This window comes from Paenibacillus sp. FSL K6-1318 (assembly GCF_037976905.1).
Taxonomy (GTDB): Bacteria; Bacillota; Bacilli; order Paenibacillales; family Paenibacillaceae; genus Paenibacillus; species Paenibacillus amylolyticus_A.
Genome location: NZ_CP150270.1, coordinates 5,680,043 through 5,699,480 on the forward strand (window position 1 = coordinate 5,680,043; position 19,438 = coordinate 5,699,480).

Annotated in this window: 11 protein-coding genes and 1 riboswitch; of the genes, 3 read left to right on the forward strand and 8 right to left on the reverse strand. The window is 48.0% G+C overall.

The features are described 5' to 3' along the window. The first annotated feature begins 2 nt into the window (after positions 1-2). The 3 genes from NYE45_RS25390 (at position 3) to NYE45_RS25400 (ending at position 4,115) form a co-directional block, all read left to right on the forward strand. Positions 3-1,145, forward strand: coding sequence for a virulence factor (locus tag NYE45_RS25390; protein WP_062836452.1), 1,143 nt, complete (start codon positions 3-5; stop codon positions 1,143-1,145). A gap of 147 nt (positions 1,146-1,292) precedes the next feature. Further along, positions 1,293-1,508, forward strand: a riboswitch (Lysine riboswitch). A gap of 117 nt (positions 1,509-1,625) precedes the next feature. Then, complete coding sequence (locus NYE45_RS25395; RefSeq protein ID WP_339310812.1) at positions 1,626-3,104, forward strand: amino acid permease; 1,479 nt, start codon at positions 1,626-1,628, stop codon at positions 3,102-3,104. A 369-nt stretch (positions 3,105-3,473) separates the two neighbouring features. Beyond that, positions 3,474-4,115 carry a class D sortase gene (locus NYE45_RS25400; protein ID WP_340014474.1) on the forward strand — a complete coding sequence of 214 codons (642 nt, stop codon included), beginning with the start codon at positions 3,474-3,476 and terminating at the stop codon, positions 4,113-4,115. 127 nt (positions 4,116-4,242) lie between these two features. Here the strand turns inward: NYE45_RS25400 and NYE45_RS25405 are convergent, their stop codons facing one another. From NYE45_RS25405 to xylB, 8 genes are all read right to left on the reverse strand, one after another. Next, complete coding sequence (locus NYE45_RS25405; protein ID WP_340014475.1) at positions 4,243-8,766, reverse strand: collagen binding domain-containing protein; 4,524 nt, start codon at positions 8,764-8,766, stop codon at positions 4,243-4,245. A 152-nt stretch (positions 8,767-8,918) separates the two neighbouring features. After that, the gene (locus tag NYE45_RS25410) at positions 8,919-10,046 is read right to left on the reverse strand and encodes a transglutaminase domain-containing protein (RefSeq protein WP_340014476.1); all 1,128 of its coding nucleotides are present in this window, start codon (positions 10,044-10,046) and stop codon (positions 8,919-8,921) included. A 201-nt stretch (positions 10,047-10,247) separates the two neighbouring features. Further along, a complete protein-coding gene (locus NYE45_RS25415) occupies positions 10,248-12,641 on the reverse strand; it encodes a YcdB/YcdC domain-containing protein (RefSeq protein ID WP_340014477.1) in 2,394 nt (797 codons plus the stop codon). 227 nt (positions 12,642-12,868) lie between these two features. Continuing rightward, the gene (locus NYE45_RS25420; RefSeq protein WP_340014478.1) at positions 12,869-13,795 is read right to left on the reverse strand and encodes an alpha/beta fold hydrolase; all 927 of its coding nucleotides are present in this window, start codon (positions 13,793-13,795) and stop codon (positions 12,869-12,871) included. 167 nt (positions 13,796-13,962) lie between these two features. Continuing rightward, positions 13,963-14,589, reverse strand: a complete 627-nt coding sequence (locus NYE45_RS25425; protein WP_340014479.1) for a bifunctional 4-hydroxy-2-oxoglutarate aldolase/2-dehydro-3-deoxy-phosphogluconate aldolase — start codon at positions 14,587-14,589, stop codon at positions 13,963-13,965. A 249-nt stretch (positions 14,590-14,838) separates the two neighbouring features. Next, positions 14,839-16,980 carry a glycosyltransferase gene (locus tag NYE45_RS25430; protein WP_340014480.1) on the reverse strand — a complete coding sequence of 714 codons (2,142 nt, stop codon included), beginning with the start codon at positions 16,978-16,980 and terminating at the stop codon, positions 14,839-14,841. Next, the gene (locus tag NYE45_RS25435; RefSeq protein WP_340014481.1) at positions 16,977-17,708 is read right to left on the reverse strand and encodes a glycosyltransferase family 2 protein; all 732 of its coding nucleotides are present in this window, start codon (positions 17,706-17,708) and stop codon (positions 16,977-16,979) included. The genes NYE45_RS25430 and NYE45_RS25435 overlap by 4 nt, the downstream gene beginning before the upstream one ends. Before the next feature lie 220 nt (positions 17,709-17,928). After that, complete coding sequence (gene xylB, locus NYE45_RS25440; protein WP_340014482.1) at positions 17,929-19,422, reverse strand: xylulokinase; 1,494 nt, start codon at positions 19,420-19,422, stop codon at positions 17,929-17,931. Positions 19,423-19,438: the final 16 nt, after the last annotated feature.

Sequence of the window (19,438 nt, forward strand, 5' to 3'; positions counted from 1 at the left end):
TGATGAATATTGTTTCCATTGAACCAACACCGAGTCCAAATACGATGATGCTGCATCTCGATGAACGTCTGGAGGACGGAATTCGCAAAACATATACACTGGACAACGAACGATCCGCTCCGGCGTTCATACGCCAGATGCTTCATATTCCTGGCGTAAAGAGTGTATTCCACACGACCGACTTTGTGGCGCTTGACCGTAAAGGGAATGCAGACTGGTCCGTCATTTTGGGCGAAGTCCAAAATCGCCTTGGACAGCAAGGCATTGATCTGGACTGGATTGAATCCGAAGATGCCTCAGGTGAGCACTTCGGAGAAGCACAGGTATTCGTACAATTCTTCCGAGGCGTACCGATGCAAATCAGGGTCAAAGCCGGGGTCAAGGAAGAACGAATCTCGTTGTCGGACCGTTTTGTCAAAGCCGTGACAGAAGTCGCCAGTGCGACGATGATCAAAGAACGTAAACTCAGCGATTACGGCGTTCGATATGGTGAATTGCCTGATATTGCTCGTGAAGTCGAGCAGGAATTGGAAGCTGCTTACCCGCCAGAACGACTGGAACAGGTCATCAAACAGGCCATTGAACATGGTACCAAAGCAGAAGAGTTCGTTGAGCGCCGTCGTGAATTGGATGGAGCTGAACTTGAAGAGGCTCTGCGAAGCGAGGACTGGAATGTTCGCTATGCGGCATTTGACGGCATGGAGCCTACGGCCGAAAGACTGCCCCTCGTAGCCCATGCCCTGCATGACAACAAAATGCAGATTCGCCGCTTGGCCGTGGTATACCTGGGTGACATTCGTACACCGGAAGCGATGGAATTGCTGTATGAAGCACTGCAGGACAGTTCTCCTGCGGTACGCCGGACTGCCGGGGATACCTTGTCTGATATCGGTGATCCTGCCGCCACTCCAGCCATGACAGCAACGTTATCCGATAAAAGTAAACTTGTACGCTGGCGTGCAGCACGTTTTCTATATGAAGTCGGAACAGAAGAAGCAGAACAAGCCTTGCGAGTTGCAGCCGATGATCCCGAATTTGAAGTCAGCCTACAAGCCAAGATGGCTCTGGAGCGGATTGAATCGGGCGAACAGGCTGCTGGAACGGTATGGCAGCAAATGGCTGGCCGTAACAAGAAAGAGGATTAGTCGTCCCTCAGACCTCACATCCAACAATTGTTATTGCACTGGAAAACCATGCGCGTTATACTGATTGTCTGTTTACTAAACAGAACACACAGTGTTAAGTTGTGTTGTTCAAAATTTCATAGACAATAGATACACCTCATCCATTGATGGTGAGGTAGAGGTCGCGGGTGCGATCAGTACGCTGAAGGAGGCGCGAAGGAGCCGCTTTTGATATCAGCCGAAAGGTGTACCCGCCGAAGCTTACTGGACGTTCCTTATACGGTCCGGTGGGCTGGGGCTGCTGTCGAAAGGCGCAGAACTGTCACGGAAGTACATTTCCTTTATATAAAGGTATGAATTCTTCTGTGTTGAGCTATCTTAATCATCTGGGACATGGTGCGGACATTGAAATATTAAAGACCGCAGGCTAATGCCTGTGGTCTTTTTGTTTATGAATTCAGGTATCGCAAACATCAGTATATCGAATGAAGGAGTGTTTCCATGCAAGACCGCAGTAACCCAACAACAACTGGACCTTCCCTGAAAAAAGGATTACGCGCACGTCATATGACGATGATCGCCCTCGGTGGCTCCATTGGTACCGGACTGTTTCTCGCAAGTGGTACCGCCATCTCAACCGCCGGCCCTGGTGGAGCATTAATTGCCTATGCGGCCGTTGGCATCATGGTTTATTTCCTAATGACCAGCCTTGGTGAGCTTGCGACCTTTATGCCGGACTCCGGTTCATTTAATACGTATGCCGCACGTTTTGTCGATCCGGCCCTCGGATTCGCCATGGGCTGGAACTTCTGGTACAACTGGGCGGTAACCATTGCAGCAGAGCTTGCTGCCGCTACAGTACTTATTAAATACTGGTTCCCCGACAGTTCATCCATGTTATGGAGCTTGTTGTTCCTCGTGCTGATCTTTGCCTTGAACGTACTGTCGGTCAAAGGCTACGGGGAGTCCGAATACTGGTTCGCCATTATCAAGGTAGCTACCGTTATCATCTTCCTGGCCGTTGGTGTACTCATGATCTTCGGTATTATGGGCGGAGAAGCAGTTGGTTTCAGTAACTTCACCATCGGTGATGCGCCTATCCATGGCGGATTCTTCGCCGTGCTTGGTGTATTCATGGCCGCGGGATTCTCATTCCAAGGCACAGAGCTTATCGGTGTAGCCGCCGGTGAAAGTGAGAACCCACGAGAAAATGTACCCCGTGCGATTCGTCAGGTATTCTGGCGCATTCTGATTTTTTACATTTTGGCGATTACCGTGATCAGTCTGATCATCCCGTATACTCATCCGAACCTGCTCAAAGGTGATTTGGAAAATATCGGGGTTAGCCCGTTCACGCTGGTGTTTGAGAAAGCCGGACTCGCCATTGCGGCTTCCGTCATGAATGCCGTTATTCTAACTTCCGTACTCTCTGCCGGTAACTCAGGCATGTATGCTTCGAGCCGGGTTCTCTATGCCCTTGCCCGAGATGGTAAAGCCCCTCGCTTCCTAGGCAAGTTGAACAAAAAGGGTATTCCGATGAATGCCCTGTTGCTCACGACAGCGGTTGGTATGTTGGCATTCCTTGCCTCCCTGTTCGGCGATGGCATTGTGTACACCTGGTTGCTGAATGCATCCGGAATGTGCGGATTTATTACTTGGCTCGGGATCGCCATCAGTCATTATCGCTTCCGCCGTGCATACGTTGCACAAGGCAGAGACCTGAGCGACCTGCCTTACCGGGCACGCTGGTTCCCGTTTGGACCGATCTTCGCTTTTGTCCTGTGTATCATCGTGATCATCGGACAGAACTACCAGGCATTCACTGGTGACCAGATCGACTGGAGTGGAGCCATCGTCGCTTACTTGAGCGTACCTCTGTTCCTGGTGCTGTGGCTCGGTTACAAATGGATCAAGAAGACCAAAGTGGTGCCGTTGCAGGAATGTGATTTCACACCTACCGATTCACCAGCTGATAAATAGTAACGAAGCAATTTTACACTTGCCACTTCGATGACAGAATAACCTTCCGATCGCTGTTATCCCCAAATTTTTTGATTCACTTTTACAAAGGTGAAAATCTGAGGATAAAGGCGAACGCTTCGCTTCTTCACGCTATTTCTGTCCTCTACGTTCTCATGTAAATGGTTAGTTTAACTTATACAGCTGAAACGATCCAACTTCATAAAATAAAACATCCCCGTGGTGATACGGGGATATTTTGTTTTGGAACGGCTCTCTCCCCTGAACATTCCCGTATGTCCTTCTGTTCCTGTCCATATTTTGTATAGGTCGGTAAGTAAAATAGAGGAAGGTAAACTATTTTTCTTGGACAACGGGAGTTGATGCATAATGAAAAAATTCTCTATCCTGCTCATCCTGCTGGGCGTTCTGATCATCAGCTTGCCTTTCCTGCGGGAGACGTATTATGACTGGCAGCAAACCCGTGTCATGAACGATCTGGAGCAGTTGCAAAATGGCTTATCTAAGCTTAATCACTCCTTCGAACAAGGTATGCAGGATGCAGCTTCTACCGAGCCGACTACGGACAATCCAGATACAGCGCAGGAAGCCTCTTCGAATACGTTGGGGGTGCTATCGATTGACAAGATTGATGTCCGCTTACCGATACTGGAGGGTGCAACGGAAGACAACATGAAGGTAGCTGCAACCCATCTTGTGGAAACTACCCGCATTGGGAACAAAGGTAATGCAGCCATAGCCGCTCATCGCGCCCACAAAAAAGGACGACTGTTCAATCGCCTGGGAGAACTCCAGATTGGGGATTCCATGGAGGTCACGCTGGCAGATCGAACGATTATCCAGTACAAGATAGATCAGATATCCGTTGTGGAGCCGAATGACTTGTCTGTATTGGAAGACCCGGGGCTCGGACAGGTCCTCACCTTGATTACCTGTGATCCACTCATCAATCCAACACATCGGCTAATTATAAGAGCCATTGAAGTGAATCCGGATGTTGCCGGATTATGATCTTCTCTAAGGTTTAGCCAAGAAAACACCCTCTAGTATATTCACACGGTGACTCTCAGTCACCGTTGTGAACGCTAGAGGGTATTTTGATCTGAATATGATCTGTTCCTGCATTACGTGCTGCGATCTAACGTTGAAACGATTGTCTACGTCGGAAGTAGGCGTATCCCACACTACCTAATGCCATTAGCATCATGCCTGTAACAGTGAAAGCCAGTGTGCTCTCTTCGCCTGTCTTCGGCAGCATTCCCTCTGATACAGAGTTTCCGGTCTGCTGTGATGCAGAGTTTCCAGTACCCTGTGATCCGTCTGTGTCCGTTCCAGCAGGAGGCGCTAATGCACTATCCCCATCCGGTGCATCTGTATCCCCAGTTGGAGCTGCAGTGTCGTCACCGTTCGAAACGCTAGGTGTCGGTGGCGCTACTCCGGAATCTTCATCTGTCGGACTTTCGGTTCCTCCCCCAGATACTGTAGGTTCAGTAACAACCGTACCTGGAATCGATGGTCCTGGCGTTCCTGGTTCCGGTATTACTGGTTTTTCCGGATCTGTTGTTACACCCGTAGTAGGTGTTCCCGGATTATAAGGTCCACTCGACCCACCCGATACCGGGATAGCCTGATTCGTTTTTTCCACAACTACAACTTCGGTTTGGATGTTCGTAATTTCAAATGGTACTGGTGTTGTGTCCAAGATATATCCATTAGGCGCTTTTATTTCAACCAACTGATATTTATTGATATCCAAGTCTTCAAGTACAATTTCACCTTGTTGATTGGTTGTCAGTGTAGCTTCATCTAGACCTGTTACCTTGTGGAACTCCCAATTCCCATTTGCGTCCATCAATGCACTCTGAGCCCATAATTCAAAAACTGCTCCCTGCAGATGCTGAGTTCGACCCGCATTATATTTAATCAATTTTACGGAACGATCATTTTCTTTATTTTCGATGGTCAATTGGGTTTGCGGTTTGGTAATAGATACAACCGTCTCGGGCTGTTCAATCACAAAGCCTTCTGCCTTGGTCTCTACCAATGTATATGGACCATAGGCCAAGTTATCAAATTCAATAACCCCGTTCAGGTCCGTTACTTTAGTATTAACGACCATATTAGAAGGATCACGCAGTTCGAACTCAATTCCGCTTAATACGGACTGATCCTTGGCATTTATTTTGGTAACGACAAGTTTCCCACCCGTCCCCATCACATTAGACTTCGTCAATGTAATAATCTGAGTCTGGTTCTCTACAATGGTGAAGGAAATTGGTGTAGCATCCAATTGGTAAAACTCGGGCGCTTCGACTTCTACCAGTTCATAATTCCCTGGTAACAGTTCCCCTTTGGCAATCTTCCCATCTTGTCCTGTCGTTATCTCGTCTATTTTCTCCCGGGTCACACCATTGTTCAAGTACAATTCAAAAGCTGCACCCTGAAGTGTCTTGGAGGAGTCCACAGCATCTACCTTGGTTAATTCAAAGCCTTGACGAATCTTTTTATTCTCAATTTCAAAGGCGATATCCGCATCCTTGAATTCAATTGTTTTGCCTGAAGCAGCGCCATACTCAGGATCAACCAAGTATCCTGCCGGTGCAGACAGTTCTTTTAACTTATACGGTACGCCATTCGTCAGATTGTTCAATCGATAATTTCTGGCGCTTTCAATCACTCCGTTCTCATCCGTTGGTTTCAATGTTTCCAGAAGCGTAGTTCCAGACGCATTATAGATTGCGAATATCGCTCCCTCCAGCGGAAGTCCTGCATCACTGACTTTGTGAATAGTGATTTTGCCCAAACCTGTGGAGGCTCCTCCACCTGCTCCAGCCAATGAAACTTTAATGCCCGCCTGATTGCCTTCGCCTACCACTGAGGAAGACTGGCCTGCGAATTCAACCTTATTCTCAATTCGAGCGCCATGATCGGCATTAATATAGGACTGATATTCCAAAATGAATGCAGTATGAATGTCTTTCTTGAAGGTGAAGGTAAATGTATTGCCCTCCACGACCAATTCATAGTCAGCCGGATCAACCAGACCCGCTTTGGTGGATACATTGCCTGAATTGTTGGCAGGCAGGTTGGTTGCATATAATTTCAATGAATCGGCCAATAAAATCTGGTTCTCCGACAGGGTATCTGTTAGTTGAGTACCCGCTGGAATATAGGATTGGCTTGGATTGATATTTACCGTCCATGATGCTTTATCTGTTGAACCGATCTGTTGACCTGCTTTTTGTACATACACACCACCGTGAGCTGGCGTGACGCTTGCTGATCTATTAAAGCGTACTTCGCCGCCCTCACCGTCCGTTAGAACAGCCTGATTCGCATATGCGCCTTCAACGGAATAAGGTCCATCCAGGCTTGTTTGGTACTGAATACGATAAGCTGCTTTGCCGATGTTACCCAGATCCAATGCAAAACCTTTACCGTCCGGGTTCAGCTGGAATTGTCCAGCCGTCAGCACAACCTCGCTACCTATTGCAGTAACATTATTTTCTCCCTGCAACACCAGCTCATGAACCTTCAATGAACCGTCTACAAAAGATTGGTTACCCGTGTAGGAATCCTTAAGGATTGCATCCTGAATATCGTACAAGTTGTAGTTTACATCAATTGTCCAAGTGATCGTTTTGTCTTTGGCGCTGTATTCGCCCTTCTTGTTACCATTTTGAATGGTGTACTCTTGGGGTTTGACCACAGCAGATTTGCTAATTGTAGTCTGTGCTACATCGGACTCTTCCCAATCGATCGTAGCTGAGTTGCGATATTCATTATTCGTTGGCATACCTGCCGTTGGATCAAAGCTTGTCGTGTAGGTAATAACATGCTCTGTGTTAAGTGTGACGCCGTTCTTCAGCCGAACGGAGAATCCTTTTTCATACGAGGGATCCGTCGGGTCTGCATTCAGTTCAAAGTCGTCTTTGTTAGCACCACTAATTTGCAGACTACCCGGAATGAGTTTCATATGTTTGCCGTCATAATTGTCGGTGATGACGATATCCGTCATGTCCTGCAAATCGCGGTTCACTACGATCTGCCATTCGATTTCTTTTGTGTTGAAGTTTTCACTTCTTACGTTCTTTGCAAAAATAACTTCCTGAATGTCTCTACGGCCTGTTTTTGAAGTGCCATCATACATATTCACGGTATTGGTTATCGTATCGTTTGTATAGACCCGAGCGATGGATTGTGTATCATATTCGATCTCATAGGCCATTGTAATATCGTTCTTAAAATGTAATCTGAAGCCGTCATCGAAGCCTGTGTTCAATGCTTCAAGTGTGTATTCATTCGGATTAATCAGCGTTCTGTTCGAAGCCGCTCCGCTTGGAGTAATGTCCACTTGATATACTTTAACGGAATTGTCGATGAGCTTCTGTTTTGCCGTATCAAAACGGTCCTCAATCCAAGCATTCGCTTGCACGATTTCTTGTTGATTGTAGTTGTATTGCACTTTCCATGTGATCGTCTGTGTCACCGGATCATATGCACTATCTTGCCCTGACTTATTCAAAGGCTCATTAAAGCTCACGTTGACCCGGCCAATGTCCGTTTCATGGTACTCACTCTGATCTGCTGTAAGCGCAACCTGATTTTGATACACCACATTGGTGAACGGAGCAACGGTTGGTGCTTTAACACTCGTTGTGTAGGTCACACGATAGGCCTTATCTGTGTCTCCCAGTTGAACAGGAAACGCAGACTCCGTTTGCACCACTGGACCTTCTTTTACAGATCCATTCAATTGCACTTCCAATTCGCGAATTTCGATGTTGCCCTTGAGTTCCAGGTTTGTTGGCAACGTATCTGTAAGAACAGCATTTTTCATGGCCTTCTCGCCTTGGTTAAAATCAACGGTCCAGTCAATTTCATCGGAGTTAAAGTTGTTTTTGTTTGCGCTTCCCGATTTCTTTAATTTATCCGTGGCTGTATTGGCAAAGTGTACATCAATGATGCCTTGTCCAACGGAACTAAAATTTATCTTCTGTTTCAATCCATCTTCCATCTTGCTCTCATCGAACTTGATCCACACATAGAAGTTACCTTCCAGCTTCGCATGTTCAATCAGTTCATTAAAGGTAAAGATGATTGTGCCATCTGTATTCACCACATACTCCCCAACACCGCCATCCAGATCACCTTTAAGCTGCGATCCTATGATGAATTTATCGGGCAAGTTAAAGGTGTACGTAGACCCATCGCTATAGTTGTGCGTGTCGTCTGCGAGTCCCCATGTAAAGACTACAGCCACCTCATCCTGAATACGTGGACGAATATCCTCAATCTTATCGCCTTTTATTTCGATCGTGCCATCACCATTGTCTCCAGGGACCTGATTGTACATCTGCACACTTGTAATCAAATGTTCTGTGATCACTGGGCCTGCGGATGCATTAAGCAAACGCATCGTGTGTTCCTCCTGATCTTCTGGAGTACTGGCATCCTCTTCTTCCGGTTTGGCAGCAACGTCGATGTTGTTCCCCTCACCCGAATCTGCCGAGCCTTCGTCTACCGCTGTATCGCTCATTGCACTGGTTGGCAAATTAGTCATTTCATCCTGAGCATGCATCGTTGGTGTAAATATCCAACCCTGCATCATTTGCGTGACCAGCAATAGAGCAATGATCACTATGCTCACTTTTTTCCTCATTTTTTGCATATCCTCCTCTAACGTAGTGTTGGCGTACGCCGAAGATTAGAATAACAAAGCGACATATACAAAAAATAGACAACACATAAACCCTTGTCATTGAACACAAAAAAGGACACTCCTCATACGGAGCATCCTGTTCAAAACGGTTGTTAAAGTGTCCAGTTAATCTTGACGCGCAGATCGGTGGTACCTTCCATTTTGGACACATAATAAGATATCGATTTCATGCCAAGCTGGTACAAATCCTGCAAATCTTCAATCAGCCCAGCCTCGGTACCCTTATACCTGAACGTGAGCGAGGTTCCGCCTTCCTTCAGTGTACTTTGAACCTTGGTCTTCAGCGCAGCATGGCCTTTAACTGCATCCTGTTCATCATACAGGGAATAGTCCAGAGCATGGTACAGCTTCTGATAGGCAGCCTTTTTGCTATCTCCGGCCTTCACCAGCTTCAATAAAGCTTCCCGATACGGGGCTGGCGCAGCAGGGTACTTGCTTTTGCCTGTCCAGATATGGTCCCGTGCCATCTCATCATCGCTCAGCAAATAATAGCTGTGGCTTACCTTACCTTTACGGTCAGGAGTAGGATCATCCCAGGTGGTATCCATGTGATACCACTTGCCGTCCAGGTTCACGATATTCCAGGCATGAAGCTGCCCACCTGCTGTGCCTTCCACAATCCGGTTATCAATGCCTACTCGCTCCAACATCCGATATGCCAGCAGTGAATATCCCTGACAGACGGTACTGCCCGTAACAAGCCCGTCGTAGGCGGTATATTTCTTCAGAGAGGTATCATAGGAGAGGTTAAGCACAATCCAATCATGGATGACTTTGACCTTCTCATGATCCGTCATGCCTGGTTTGATGATTTCTTTCAACACGTTCGTGACTTTACGATTCACATAATCGGTCTGTTCCTTGGTTTCCCGGTAGGAGAGCGTCACATGTACTTCGGCCGATACATTGGAACCTTTATAATTAAATGCATAACTTTTAACGGTATATTGAATATAGGGGTCACTCTTCATTGCCTCATCGATGGAGGTTTGCAATTGTTTTTTGAGGCCTTTCACATTGCCTTTGTATGTAAAAACAAGTTCCTCCGTTCGCTGTGACATTGCGGTAAGCAAAGTCTGGCGCAGATCCGTAGCCGTGGATATATCTGATGTACCCGATGCGGCATACAGCTGATCCAGATCAACCGTACGTGGTAACGCTACAGCAATCAGACAGCCTGCCAGCAATATGGTGAACATTCGTTTCCCGTTCTTACCCATGAAAGGAACCCACCCCTCTTTGCAAAGTTCTCACGCCCTATTGTATCACAAAAGGCTCTGTCGTCATTCTTCTAGTTTTGTCAAAGCAAATCAAAAGAGACCTTCAATGGAAGGTCCCTCTGATCTTCAGTTCAATGAATCTCGTTTACCCGTTATCTTCATCCTATGATTCACACGGGCATGATATGCGTCATTCCTCGTCTAATACAGACGATTACCACTCATAAACGTATCTGTCTTGCCTTGAAGCTTGGCAAGCCGTTCCAATACCTGTGACGCTTCAGCTACTGTCACTTTGCGTGCAGGCATGAATCGTCCTTCAATCGAAGGAAGCAAGCCCAACTTCAAACTCAGGGAAACCGCCCCCTTGCTCGTAATGGCACTGGCATCCGCAATGTTGGGAAGATCCGATGGCAGCGTATAGAATCCGGCCAGCTTCTCATAGCGTAAAATACGTACAAGCAGCACTGCCAATTCTTCACGTGTCATCTCTTCTTGCGGATTTAGATTCTGTTCAGGGTCTGCTCCGGCAAGCCAGCGCTGATCGATTAATGCCCGAACTGCCTTATAATACGGGCTGTCAGGTGTAACGTCGGCATACAGCTTGTCATCTCCGTCCCCACTATAGTAGAGATCCATATTCGGGTTAATCGCTCTTGCCAGATAGTTAAACCAGTCACCTCGGGTGATCACACGATCCGGGAATACACGTCCCTGCTCATCCGCAAGCAATACGCCATGCTGTGTCATATTCCGCAGAGCTGCTTCAGCCACATGCCCAGAAATATCCGTAGGATCAGCCTTGGTTGCAGAGCTTGCATCTCCGTATAACAACGTCCATTCTCCCGTATTAGCATCCAGCACTTCATAGGTGCCGTAGATCGAATTATCATCTCGTGTAGGCATATAAGCCAAGTTAACTCCCACCGGGATGACTTCACCGCTGCTCGTACCCCATCCACCGTAACGAGAATATGCCAGAACCAGCTTGAACTCTTCCAGATAGATTGCCTTTGCCTCTTCGTAACTGATGGCTGGTTCTTTCTCTACTGGCAGTTGTTCAGGCGTTGCGGCAATACGCGTATAGAATTCATTAACTGCCCCGTTGTTCAACACCTGTACTTGTGCCGTATCATCCTTGACCGGGATGCCGTTCAGATACCGTTGGAACATAAAGGTGCGTGCATCGTCTATCTCAATAACGTTAGCCAGCCGGAACTGCTCCGTTGCATCTGGAACTAACGCAATGACAGTGTTCATCGCCAGTTTCTCAGCCTGTTTCCGGGTTACCAATTTCGCTGCCTTCTCTTCAGTTGGCTTCTCCTGCTCCATCTCCGGTCCCATTCGTTGCATCATTGTATAGCTGTAGATCTGTCCTGTAACTGCATCTACCTGTGCTGAGATATCCCGCATGAACATATAGGACATATTGGCACTTCGATCGCTCCAGCTCAGACTCCATACCTGATTGTTCGGACTTGCATACAATCCCTTGCTTAACTGGCTGTGCTCCAGCTTGTAACCCTTCGGTATATCAAAGTTCGTTGCCACCCGATTGGCAGCCTGCTGTACATTTAACCTCGTACCATTGGCGGGCACAAAAGGAGTCACATCACCTTGCAACTTCGTATCCTGCTGTACATAATCTTTATCCACAGCTTTACCTGTTAAAGTATTAATCCGTTCCAACGTATTGGCCTCAATCGGAACGATACTGATACTCTTCGGTGTGTAGCCAAGGTAATACTGCTGACCCTGCTTGGAGGACAAACGATCTTTGGAGATATAAGCCAGCTCCACATCGAACTGTTCTTCAAACTGCTGTCTGGCTTTCTCTTCTGAAGCTGCCGGTTTCGATGAAGGATACTTAGCTGAGGTAGTACCTCGTGAGTAACCTGTCACCAAACCACTTTCATCCACATTTATGTAGACCGTCTCTGCGTCAGATAACAATCCGTCATGTTTTAACTGGTAAGCATATCGATACTCTGTTCTGCCAAACAATGACTGTTGTTCAATGGAAGAATACAGATCTCCAAGCGGAGCATACTCCGTGTCCTTCAGAACTGGAATCGCTTGGTACAACAGTGCCACGGCCTTCTCTTCGGCTTCAGCCTTGGTTAGCTTCACATCCGATTCCGAGATATGCTTATCCATGACATCCGACGGCAAATGTACACTCAACACTTCCCCTGTGCCTGCATGTACAGTTGCATTGAATCCTGACGTATGATTGCCTTGTGTGATCTGGAACCCGATCTCCCATGCCTTGTAGTCTGGCGGTGGATAAGAATTAGGTGCATCGAATCGGGCAGATGAGATCTTTGCTTTCTTTAACAATGGAAATAATTTCAGTATATTTTCACTGGCTTGCCTGGATGAGATTTTCGCTCCCTCAGGCACGTCATTGCTCGTTGCGTCTAGTTGTTCATTCTCCCCCGTTGTCGCTTCGGTCACCTGTTCAGCTCTCGCGGCTGATGCACTGCCTGCAAAACCTGGTGTTTGCGAAGCAAGCAGCAGTGTTGCCATCGCTGCGGTTGTTGCTTTGGTTGCGAACATTTTGAAACGTACATTAAACTTCAAATTCAAACTCAAATCTGGACCTCTCCCTTCAATTTCATACAAAGAAGCATAGCAAATAACCTCGCATGAATATTGCCAGTCTATTCTATGATACCATAAGCTTCCTTTTTAATGGTCATTTTCGGAGCAATTTTACAAATGTGAATTTCTGCATATTGCTCATAACAGCAAAAAAAACGCCAACCACGTTGGCGTTTTCTCTGTTAGCCTGCACTCTTATGTAGGCTGATTCTCCCCTGTCAACTGCTCGCTATAGACGAATCGTTCGACTTCGTCCGACCTTGGACATGGGTTTTCAAAAATGGGATAACGGTGTTCCAGAAGGCGGGATCTTCCTCGGAACAACTGTGTCCTCCGCTGTTGACCCATAGATGTTCCACAGGCGGATCGGCTTTGGACATAAAATATTCAAGCTCACTCGGGGGAATGAAATTATCTCCCTTGGAGTGTACCATAAGCATCGGCAGTTGCATCCCCCTGCGCCGTTCATTCAGCATCATTACCGGATCACGCTGACGATAGGATTTCAGAGATTCACCCAATCGCCAGAACCAGATTCTCGGAATTAACTGGGCCAGTGGAAACAAGGGCAGACGCCGGCGTCTCAGCTCCGAACTGACGATTACTTCAAATTGTGATGGCATCGAGTCCGTAATCACTGCTGATACAGGGATTCCCTCCGTCACTGCAAGAATCGTACCCAGTCCACCCAAAGAATGTCCAAGCACACCGATGGCATCCGCATCAATCTCTGGTCGTGCAGTCGTATACTGCAATGCCGCGAGCAGATCATCCCGGAACAGGTAGGCTGATGCAGCACGAACCGGATCACTGGCCCCATGACTGCGAACATCATACATAAACAGGGCGTATCCTGCTTCCCAGATCGGACGCGCGTAACGAAGAACACGGGAGCGATTGGAGCCCCAGCCATGTGCAATAATAACGAGCGGCCATGGCTTCGGAATGTCAGCTCTGGCCGGAATGAACCAGCCATGTACACGGCCTCCTCCACTGTCGAAAGTCACATCCTCAAATGGCATCGGAGGCGTCAGTGTGATTGGAATCTTCTTGGGTGTCTGGCTCTTCACCGCCGCCTTCCATAATCCACCTGCCGTTACTGCGGCAACGGCCAGCATGCCGCCAATCATTGTTTTAGCTTTCACAGGGCATCTCTCCTCTCCGAATTCTGTCATACATCCATCATAAGACAATAGAATGAACGGCACGTTAAACGACATCGGTTTTTATGATAACGATTGATCTAAAATTGTTCTAAAAGATACCTTCATATATATACCCAAATCTCCGTACTTCTCGTCCGTCGCTGTGCCTACACCTTCGCTGCTTCCACAAATTTCTGCGCGCAAGCTGCAATCTGCTCATGATCTCCTGCGGCCAGAGCTTCTCGTGGCAAAAGTGCACTTCCCAGACCCACTGCAGCAGCGCCTGCTGCGTAATAGTCAGCAATGTTCTCCAGAGTTGCGCCGCCTGTTGCCAGCAGTGGAATATGATTCAGTGGGGCTTTGATCTCCCGCAGATACGGAATGCCCAGACTTGCCATCGGAAATAACTTCACAACTCGTGCTCCCGCTTCATGTGCAGCGACAATCTCCGTGGGAGTCATGGCTCCAGGCCAGATCTCGACACCATGTTCTACAGCATATTCAATTACAGACAGATCGACATTGGGGGACACCAGAAATTGTGCACCTGCAGCAACCGCTTCCTTGGCCATCTGCACATTCAGTACCGTACCCGCTCCAACATAAGCCTTCCCTTCATGCCGCTCACGCCAGTCTGCAATAATATCATGTGCTCCCGGCGTGTTCAGTGTGACCTCCATAAGTCGGATGCCACCACTCGTCATACCTTGTCCAGCTGTTACCGCCGCTTCACGGCTAATGCCCCGTACAATCGCGACTAGCCTCGATTCCAATAGTACTTCCGTCAGATTCATATCCAGTTCCCCTTGCTTCATCAATTCGGTAGCCGAAGACAGGCAATCATGTTCACCGCTTTTCCGTTACTATTATTGTAAAGCATATCCTCCCCTGGATGAAATACATTAATCCATTTCCGAAGTGAATACGTCTGTCACCAACTCTATGATGTTCTTTTATAACAACGTAAAAAAACCTCTTCATGGAACATGGGCTGATTCACCCACTGAATTCCACGAAAGAGGCATCCATTTTAATCGAAAATGCTAGGCATTTTCCAATACGTTATCCTTCTCCAAATCTTTAAAGTAACGATCGTTATATAACATACTTGGATGCGTTGGATGATAGGCGAGTGCGATATCATTATGTTCCCGGGCCTTGGCACGGTTACCCATCCGGTCATAACATACACATAGTTGAAGATGCGGCATCCAGGTCCAAGCTGCTTCATTCAGCACTACCATAGGATCATCCGGACGTACAGCCCGAGTCGCCTGTTCGTACCAGAACAGGGCCTTGCGATAATCTTCACGGTCGGCAAAATAACCACCCAATCGACAGCAGATCTCGGCTCTTGGCAAATCATAGGCAAACGATCGGAACAACGCCGTTACTTCCTGTTCCGGACGTTCACGTGCGGCTTCACAATCCGCAATTTTCTGGCAAGCAGCGATCTGATCTTCTACCCAACCGAGTCCAGTATCCAGAAACTTCTCATAGTATTTCACTGCATCCTCATGCTGTCCATGGTCCTTCAATTCATTGCCGAAATAGTACAAGTCACGTGGTGGGAAGTCCTCTCCGGCCTGTTCCCTTTTGCGATAGATCCGCAGATTACGATCGGTATACTCTTTATCTTTCTTGTGGGTAACCGCCACATCACTATGCAGCAGATTGCCCGCTACAGCCAGATATTCATGCACTGCGCCAATCCAGCGAAATTGCCGATCCCTACGCACCAGACGATTCCGGCGCAGGCTGTAGGCGACCTTGCCATCTGCTGTGAATGACAGATTGTAATCCATCGTGACACTGTCAACAGCCGGGTCCAGCGAACGCTTCAAAGCAATTAGCTTGGCGCGATCTTCTGCTTCAAACACATCGTCGGCATCCAGCCATAGAATATATTCACTCTTTGCCTGATCGAAGGCAAAATTGCGTGCTGCTGCAAAGTCGTCCACCCATTCAAAATCAACGATACGATCCGTATATCTGGAAGCGATCTGACGGGTACGATCCGTTGAACCGGTATCGACGATTACGATTTCATCGGCAATGCCATTGACCGAGTCCAGACATCTGGCGAGGGAAGCCTCTTCATTTTTCACAATCATACACAGCGTAATACTGATCGTCTCTTCGCCTCGTCTGGCCCTACGGTTAAAGGCAGATACCCCCTGCAGCTCAGACAGACGATAGATGTGATAGGCCGGAAGATGTGTATCCACGAACAAACGAAAACCCAGTGCCTGAGCACGGATGCAGAAATGACGATCTTCGCCCCAGAAGGATACATTGGGAATCTGGTCATAGGAAACTCCTGCTGCCAGAACATTTTTGCGAATGAGCGTACATGCCCCCAGCCCTCCAACTTCATAACAACCCGGGACACGTAGCTGATTCAGAAAAGCAGTCGTTTGCGCCCCCTCGTCTTCCGCCTCGTTCCCGGCTGATGATTTGCCGCCGCGTCGATACAAAGCATACTCATCCTGCAGCCATACCTGCGGCATCTCCCTTGCCCCCGGCTGCCATCGTGTCCAAAAAATATTGGATACAATGTCTTTGCCGCTCGATACGAGTTGCTCCAGCGTCCGCGGATGCAGCACCAAGTCAGAATCAATCAGGAAAACTGCATCGTAGTGGTTATCACGTGCATATTGCAGAATATGATTTTTCAAACCGGCTACGCGCCAAATCTGCTCATCCTGCCAATAGTGGCCTCCCTCATCCTTGTTGTATACCCCTTTGTTGTGAGGACTGTCACCATCAAGTTCATCTGTATGCATAACCGTCCCTTCATGCTGAAGCACAAATTCACGCAATATATTCGATGCGGCTTCTTCCTCGTTATCGTCTACAAACAGATAGTCCGTCTTCACCGTTGTTCGTTCCAATGCATGCAGAGAATCCAGAAATTCACGGAGCACTGCAGCAGTCTGACGAACAGGGCTGGCGATGAGGATTCTTTCCTGGCCAGACTCAGAAAGCTTTTCCGATTGAAGGGTTTCCTGCGATTTAGCAGAGCGTCTGGACGGTCGATTTTCATTCTGGCTCACATGCTGGTTCTCTTTTGTTTTCTCAATCTGCTTCTCTTTCTGATTCTCTTTTTCTTGGGAATACGGCTCTATTGGAGGTGTGGATTCTTCTTGCGATTTGCGTACCTGATCTTTCTTCAACTCCTTCACTCCCCCTCTCCAGATTCAGACCATAACAACAGTCGTGGCGCTTGATCCAATATCGATTCATACTGTTCCTTCCAACCGTATCTTGCTTCAGGGTCCAGTGCTTGATAGCGATCATATTTGCGGATACGGTCTTCTTCCCGCGCCCAACCATAGTGCTTCACCCGGGGAGCATGACATCCATAGGACCAATGCTGGATCGTTATCGGAAAACGACCACAATGCTGGGGGGTTTCTTTCCATTCATAGCTCATACCCGGGTGATACCGAATTAAAAATGGCCGATAATAGGCGTGCGCCTGCCAGAACTCATCTTCCCGGTAATGCGTCTCACTCCACATATCAAACAATCTGAAATAGATTGCATCTTCATGTCCACTGAGCAACAGATCGCGCACGGCCCCAAAGTCACGGGTCAGAATCTCATCTGCATCCAGATTTAAAATCCATTCCGGTTCAGTCGCCACTGTCTCTTCCCATTGTTGTTTTCTCAGACTTACCTCATCTGCAAAACGTGAAGCAGAATTCTCCACTAATATGAGTGGAATACCGTCCAGAAGTTCCCGGCACAGCGCGACCGTTCCGTCTGTGCTTCCGTCATCAATGATTACCGCACGATCAATCCAGGGACGGTGTGTCTCCAAAGCCTGCCTGAGATATCGATTCTCCTCATTACGAACGATCATCGACAAGGTGATATGTGGTCTTCCATGCTCCTTTTGTTCATCCAAAGCTTCACCCCCATGCTCAAGCTTCTACCTATTAAAATCATCGAACATCGATGCCTGGACAAATCACAACCCTCTATTTCCAATCTATGCAGAGCTAGAATGCGGATATGCAGGCCAAGAAAACCTTTCATGAGATTAATCCGGATGAACGACAAAAAAAGCACCCGCCTGCGCGGATGCTTTAATGTACTAACAAGATTAATGTAGTGAAATAAATGAATTAACGGTACGCAGCCAGACGATCATTCAGACTACGTGTCTGTCCGTAGACTTCCTGGTAGAGTGCGAACAGGCCATCATACACCGCAACCGTTTCCGGGTTCGGCTCATAGGATTTCGCTGGACGAATAAACGCCGTTGCACATTCCTGCAAGGACGGGAACCAGCCACAGCCATAAGCGGCGAGCATCGCTGCACCCATCGCAGGACCCTGTTCGCTCTCCAGCTTCACAATCGTGGCATTAAAGACATCCGCCTGCATTTGCAACCATGCTTCATTTTTGGCACCGCCACCAATGGAGATGACTTCATTCACGGTTTTACCTGCACCGCGCAGAATATCAATCGACTCCCGCAGCGAGAAGGTAATGCCCTCCATCACCGCGCGTCCGAAGTGCTCCAGCTTGTGCCCCGCATCCATACCGATGAAGCTACCCCGAATATTCGCATCCGGGTGAGGTGTACGCTCCCCAACGATATAAGGTGTGAACAACAATCCATTGCTGCCCGCCGGCACCTGATCAATGCCCTGTAAGAGCACATCAAATGATTTGTCCGCTGCAAATGTATCCTTGAACCAGGACAGGCTGTATCCTGCGGCAAGCGTTACCCCCATAATATAGAAGGCATCTTTCTCTCCGTGGTTAAAAAAGTGAACTTTTCCTTCGAAATCGAGATCTTTACGCTCTTCGTAGGAAAGCACAACCCCGGACGTGCCGATGCTGCACATCGTTTGTCCTTCACTCAGAATGCCTGCGCCAATCGCACCACACGCATTGTCCGCACCGCCTGCATATACTTTCGTCGCAGCCGCCAGACCCGTTTGATCGGCAATCTCAGGCAACAATGTGCCGACTTCCTCAAACGATTCCACGAGACGTGGACACAGGGAGATTGGCAGTTCGAATGCTTCTGCAATCTCATTGCTCCACTGCTTGCCTGCAACGTCCAGCAGCAAGGTACCCGCTGCATCGGAATAATCCATGGCGTAATCCCCTGTCAGGCGATAACGTACATAGTCTTTTGGCAACAGGAACAACGATGCTTGCTGTAACAATTCAGGCTCGTTCTCCTGAACCCATAGAATTTTAGGTAAAGTAAAGCCTTCCAGGGCACGGTTCCGCGCAATGCTTAACAGCTTGCCATCCAGCACTTTTTCAATGCGACGGCACTGAGCCGTTGTGCGTGTATCGTTCCACAGGATTGCATTCCGCAGCGGTTTACCTTCGGCATCCACCAAGACCAGTCCGTGCATCTGGCCGGAGAAGCTCAACCCTTCGATTTCCGAAGGCTGCACGCCAGACACTTCCAGCAATTTGCGCAGGGAGACAATCGTCTGCTCTACCCAATCTTCTGGATTTTGTTCGCTGTATCCAGCCTTGGGCTGGTACAACGGGTATGCCTCGGATGCTTCAAATGCCACTTTTCCTTCACGATTGACCAGTACGGTTTTGACTGCACTGGTTCCTAGATCGACGCCAATTACGTAACTCATAGGTTAACTCCTCTCG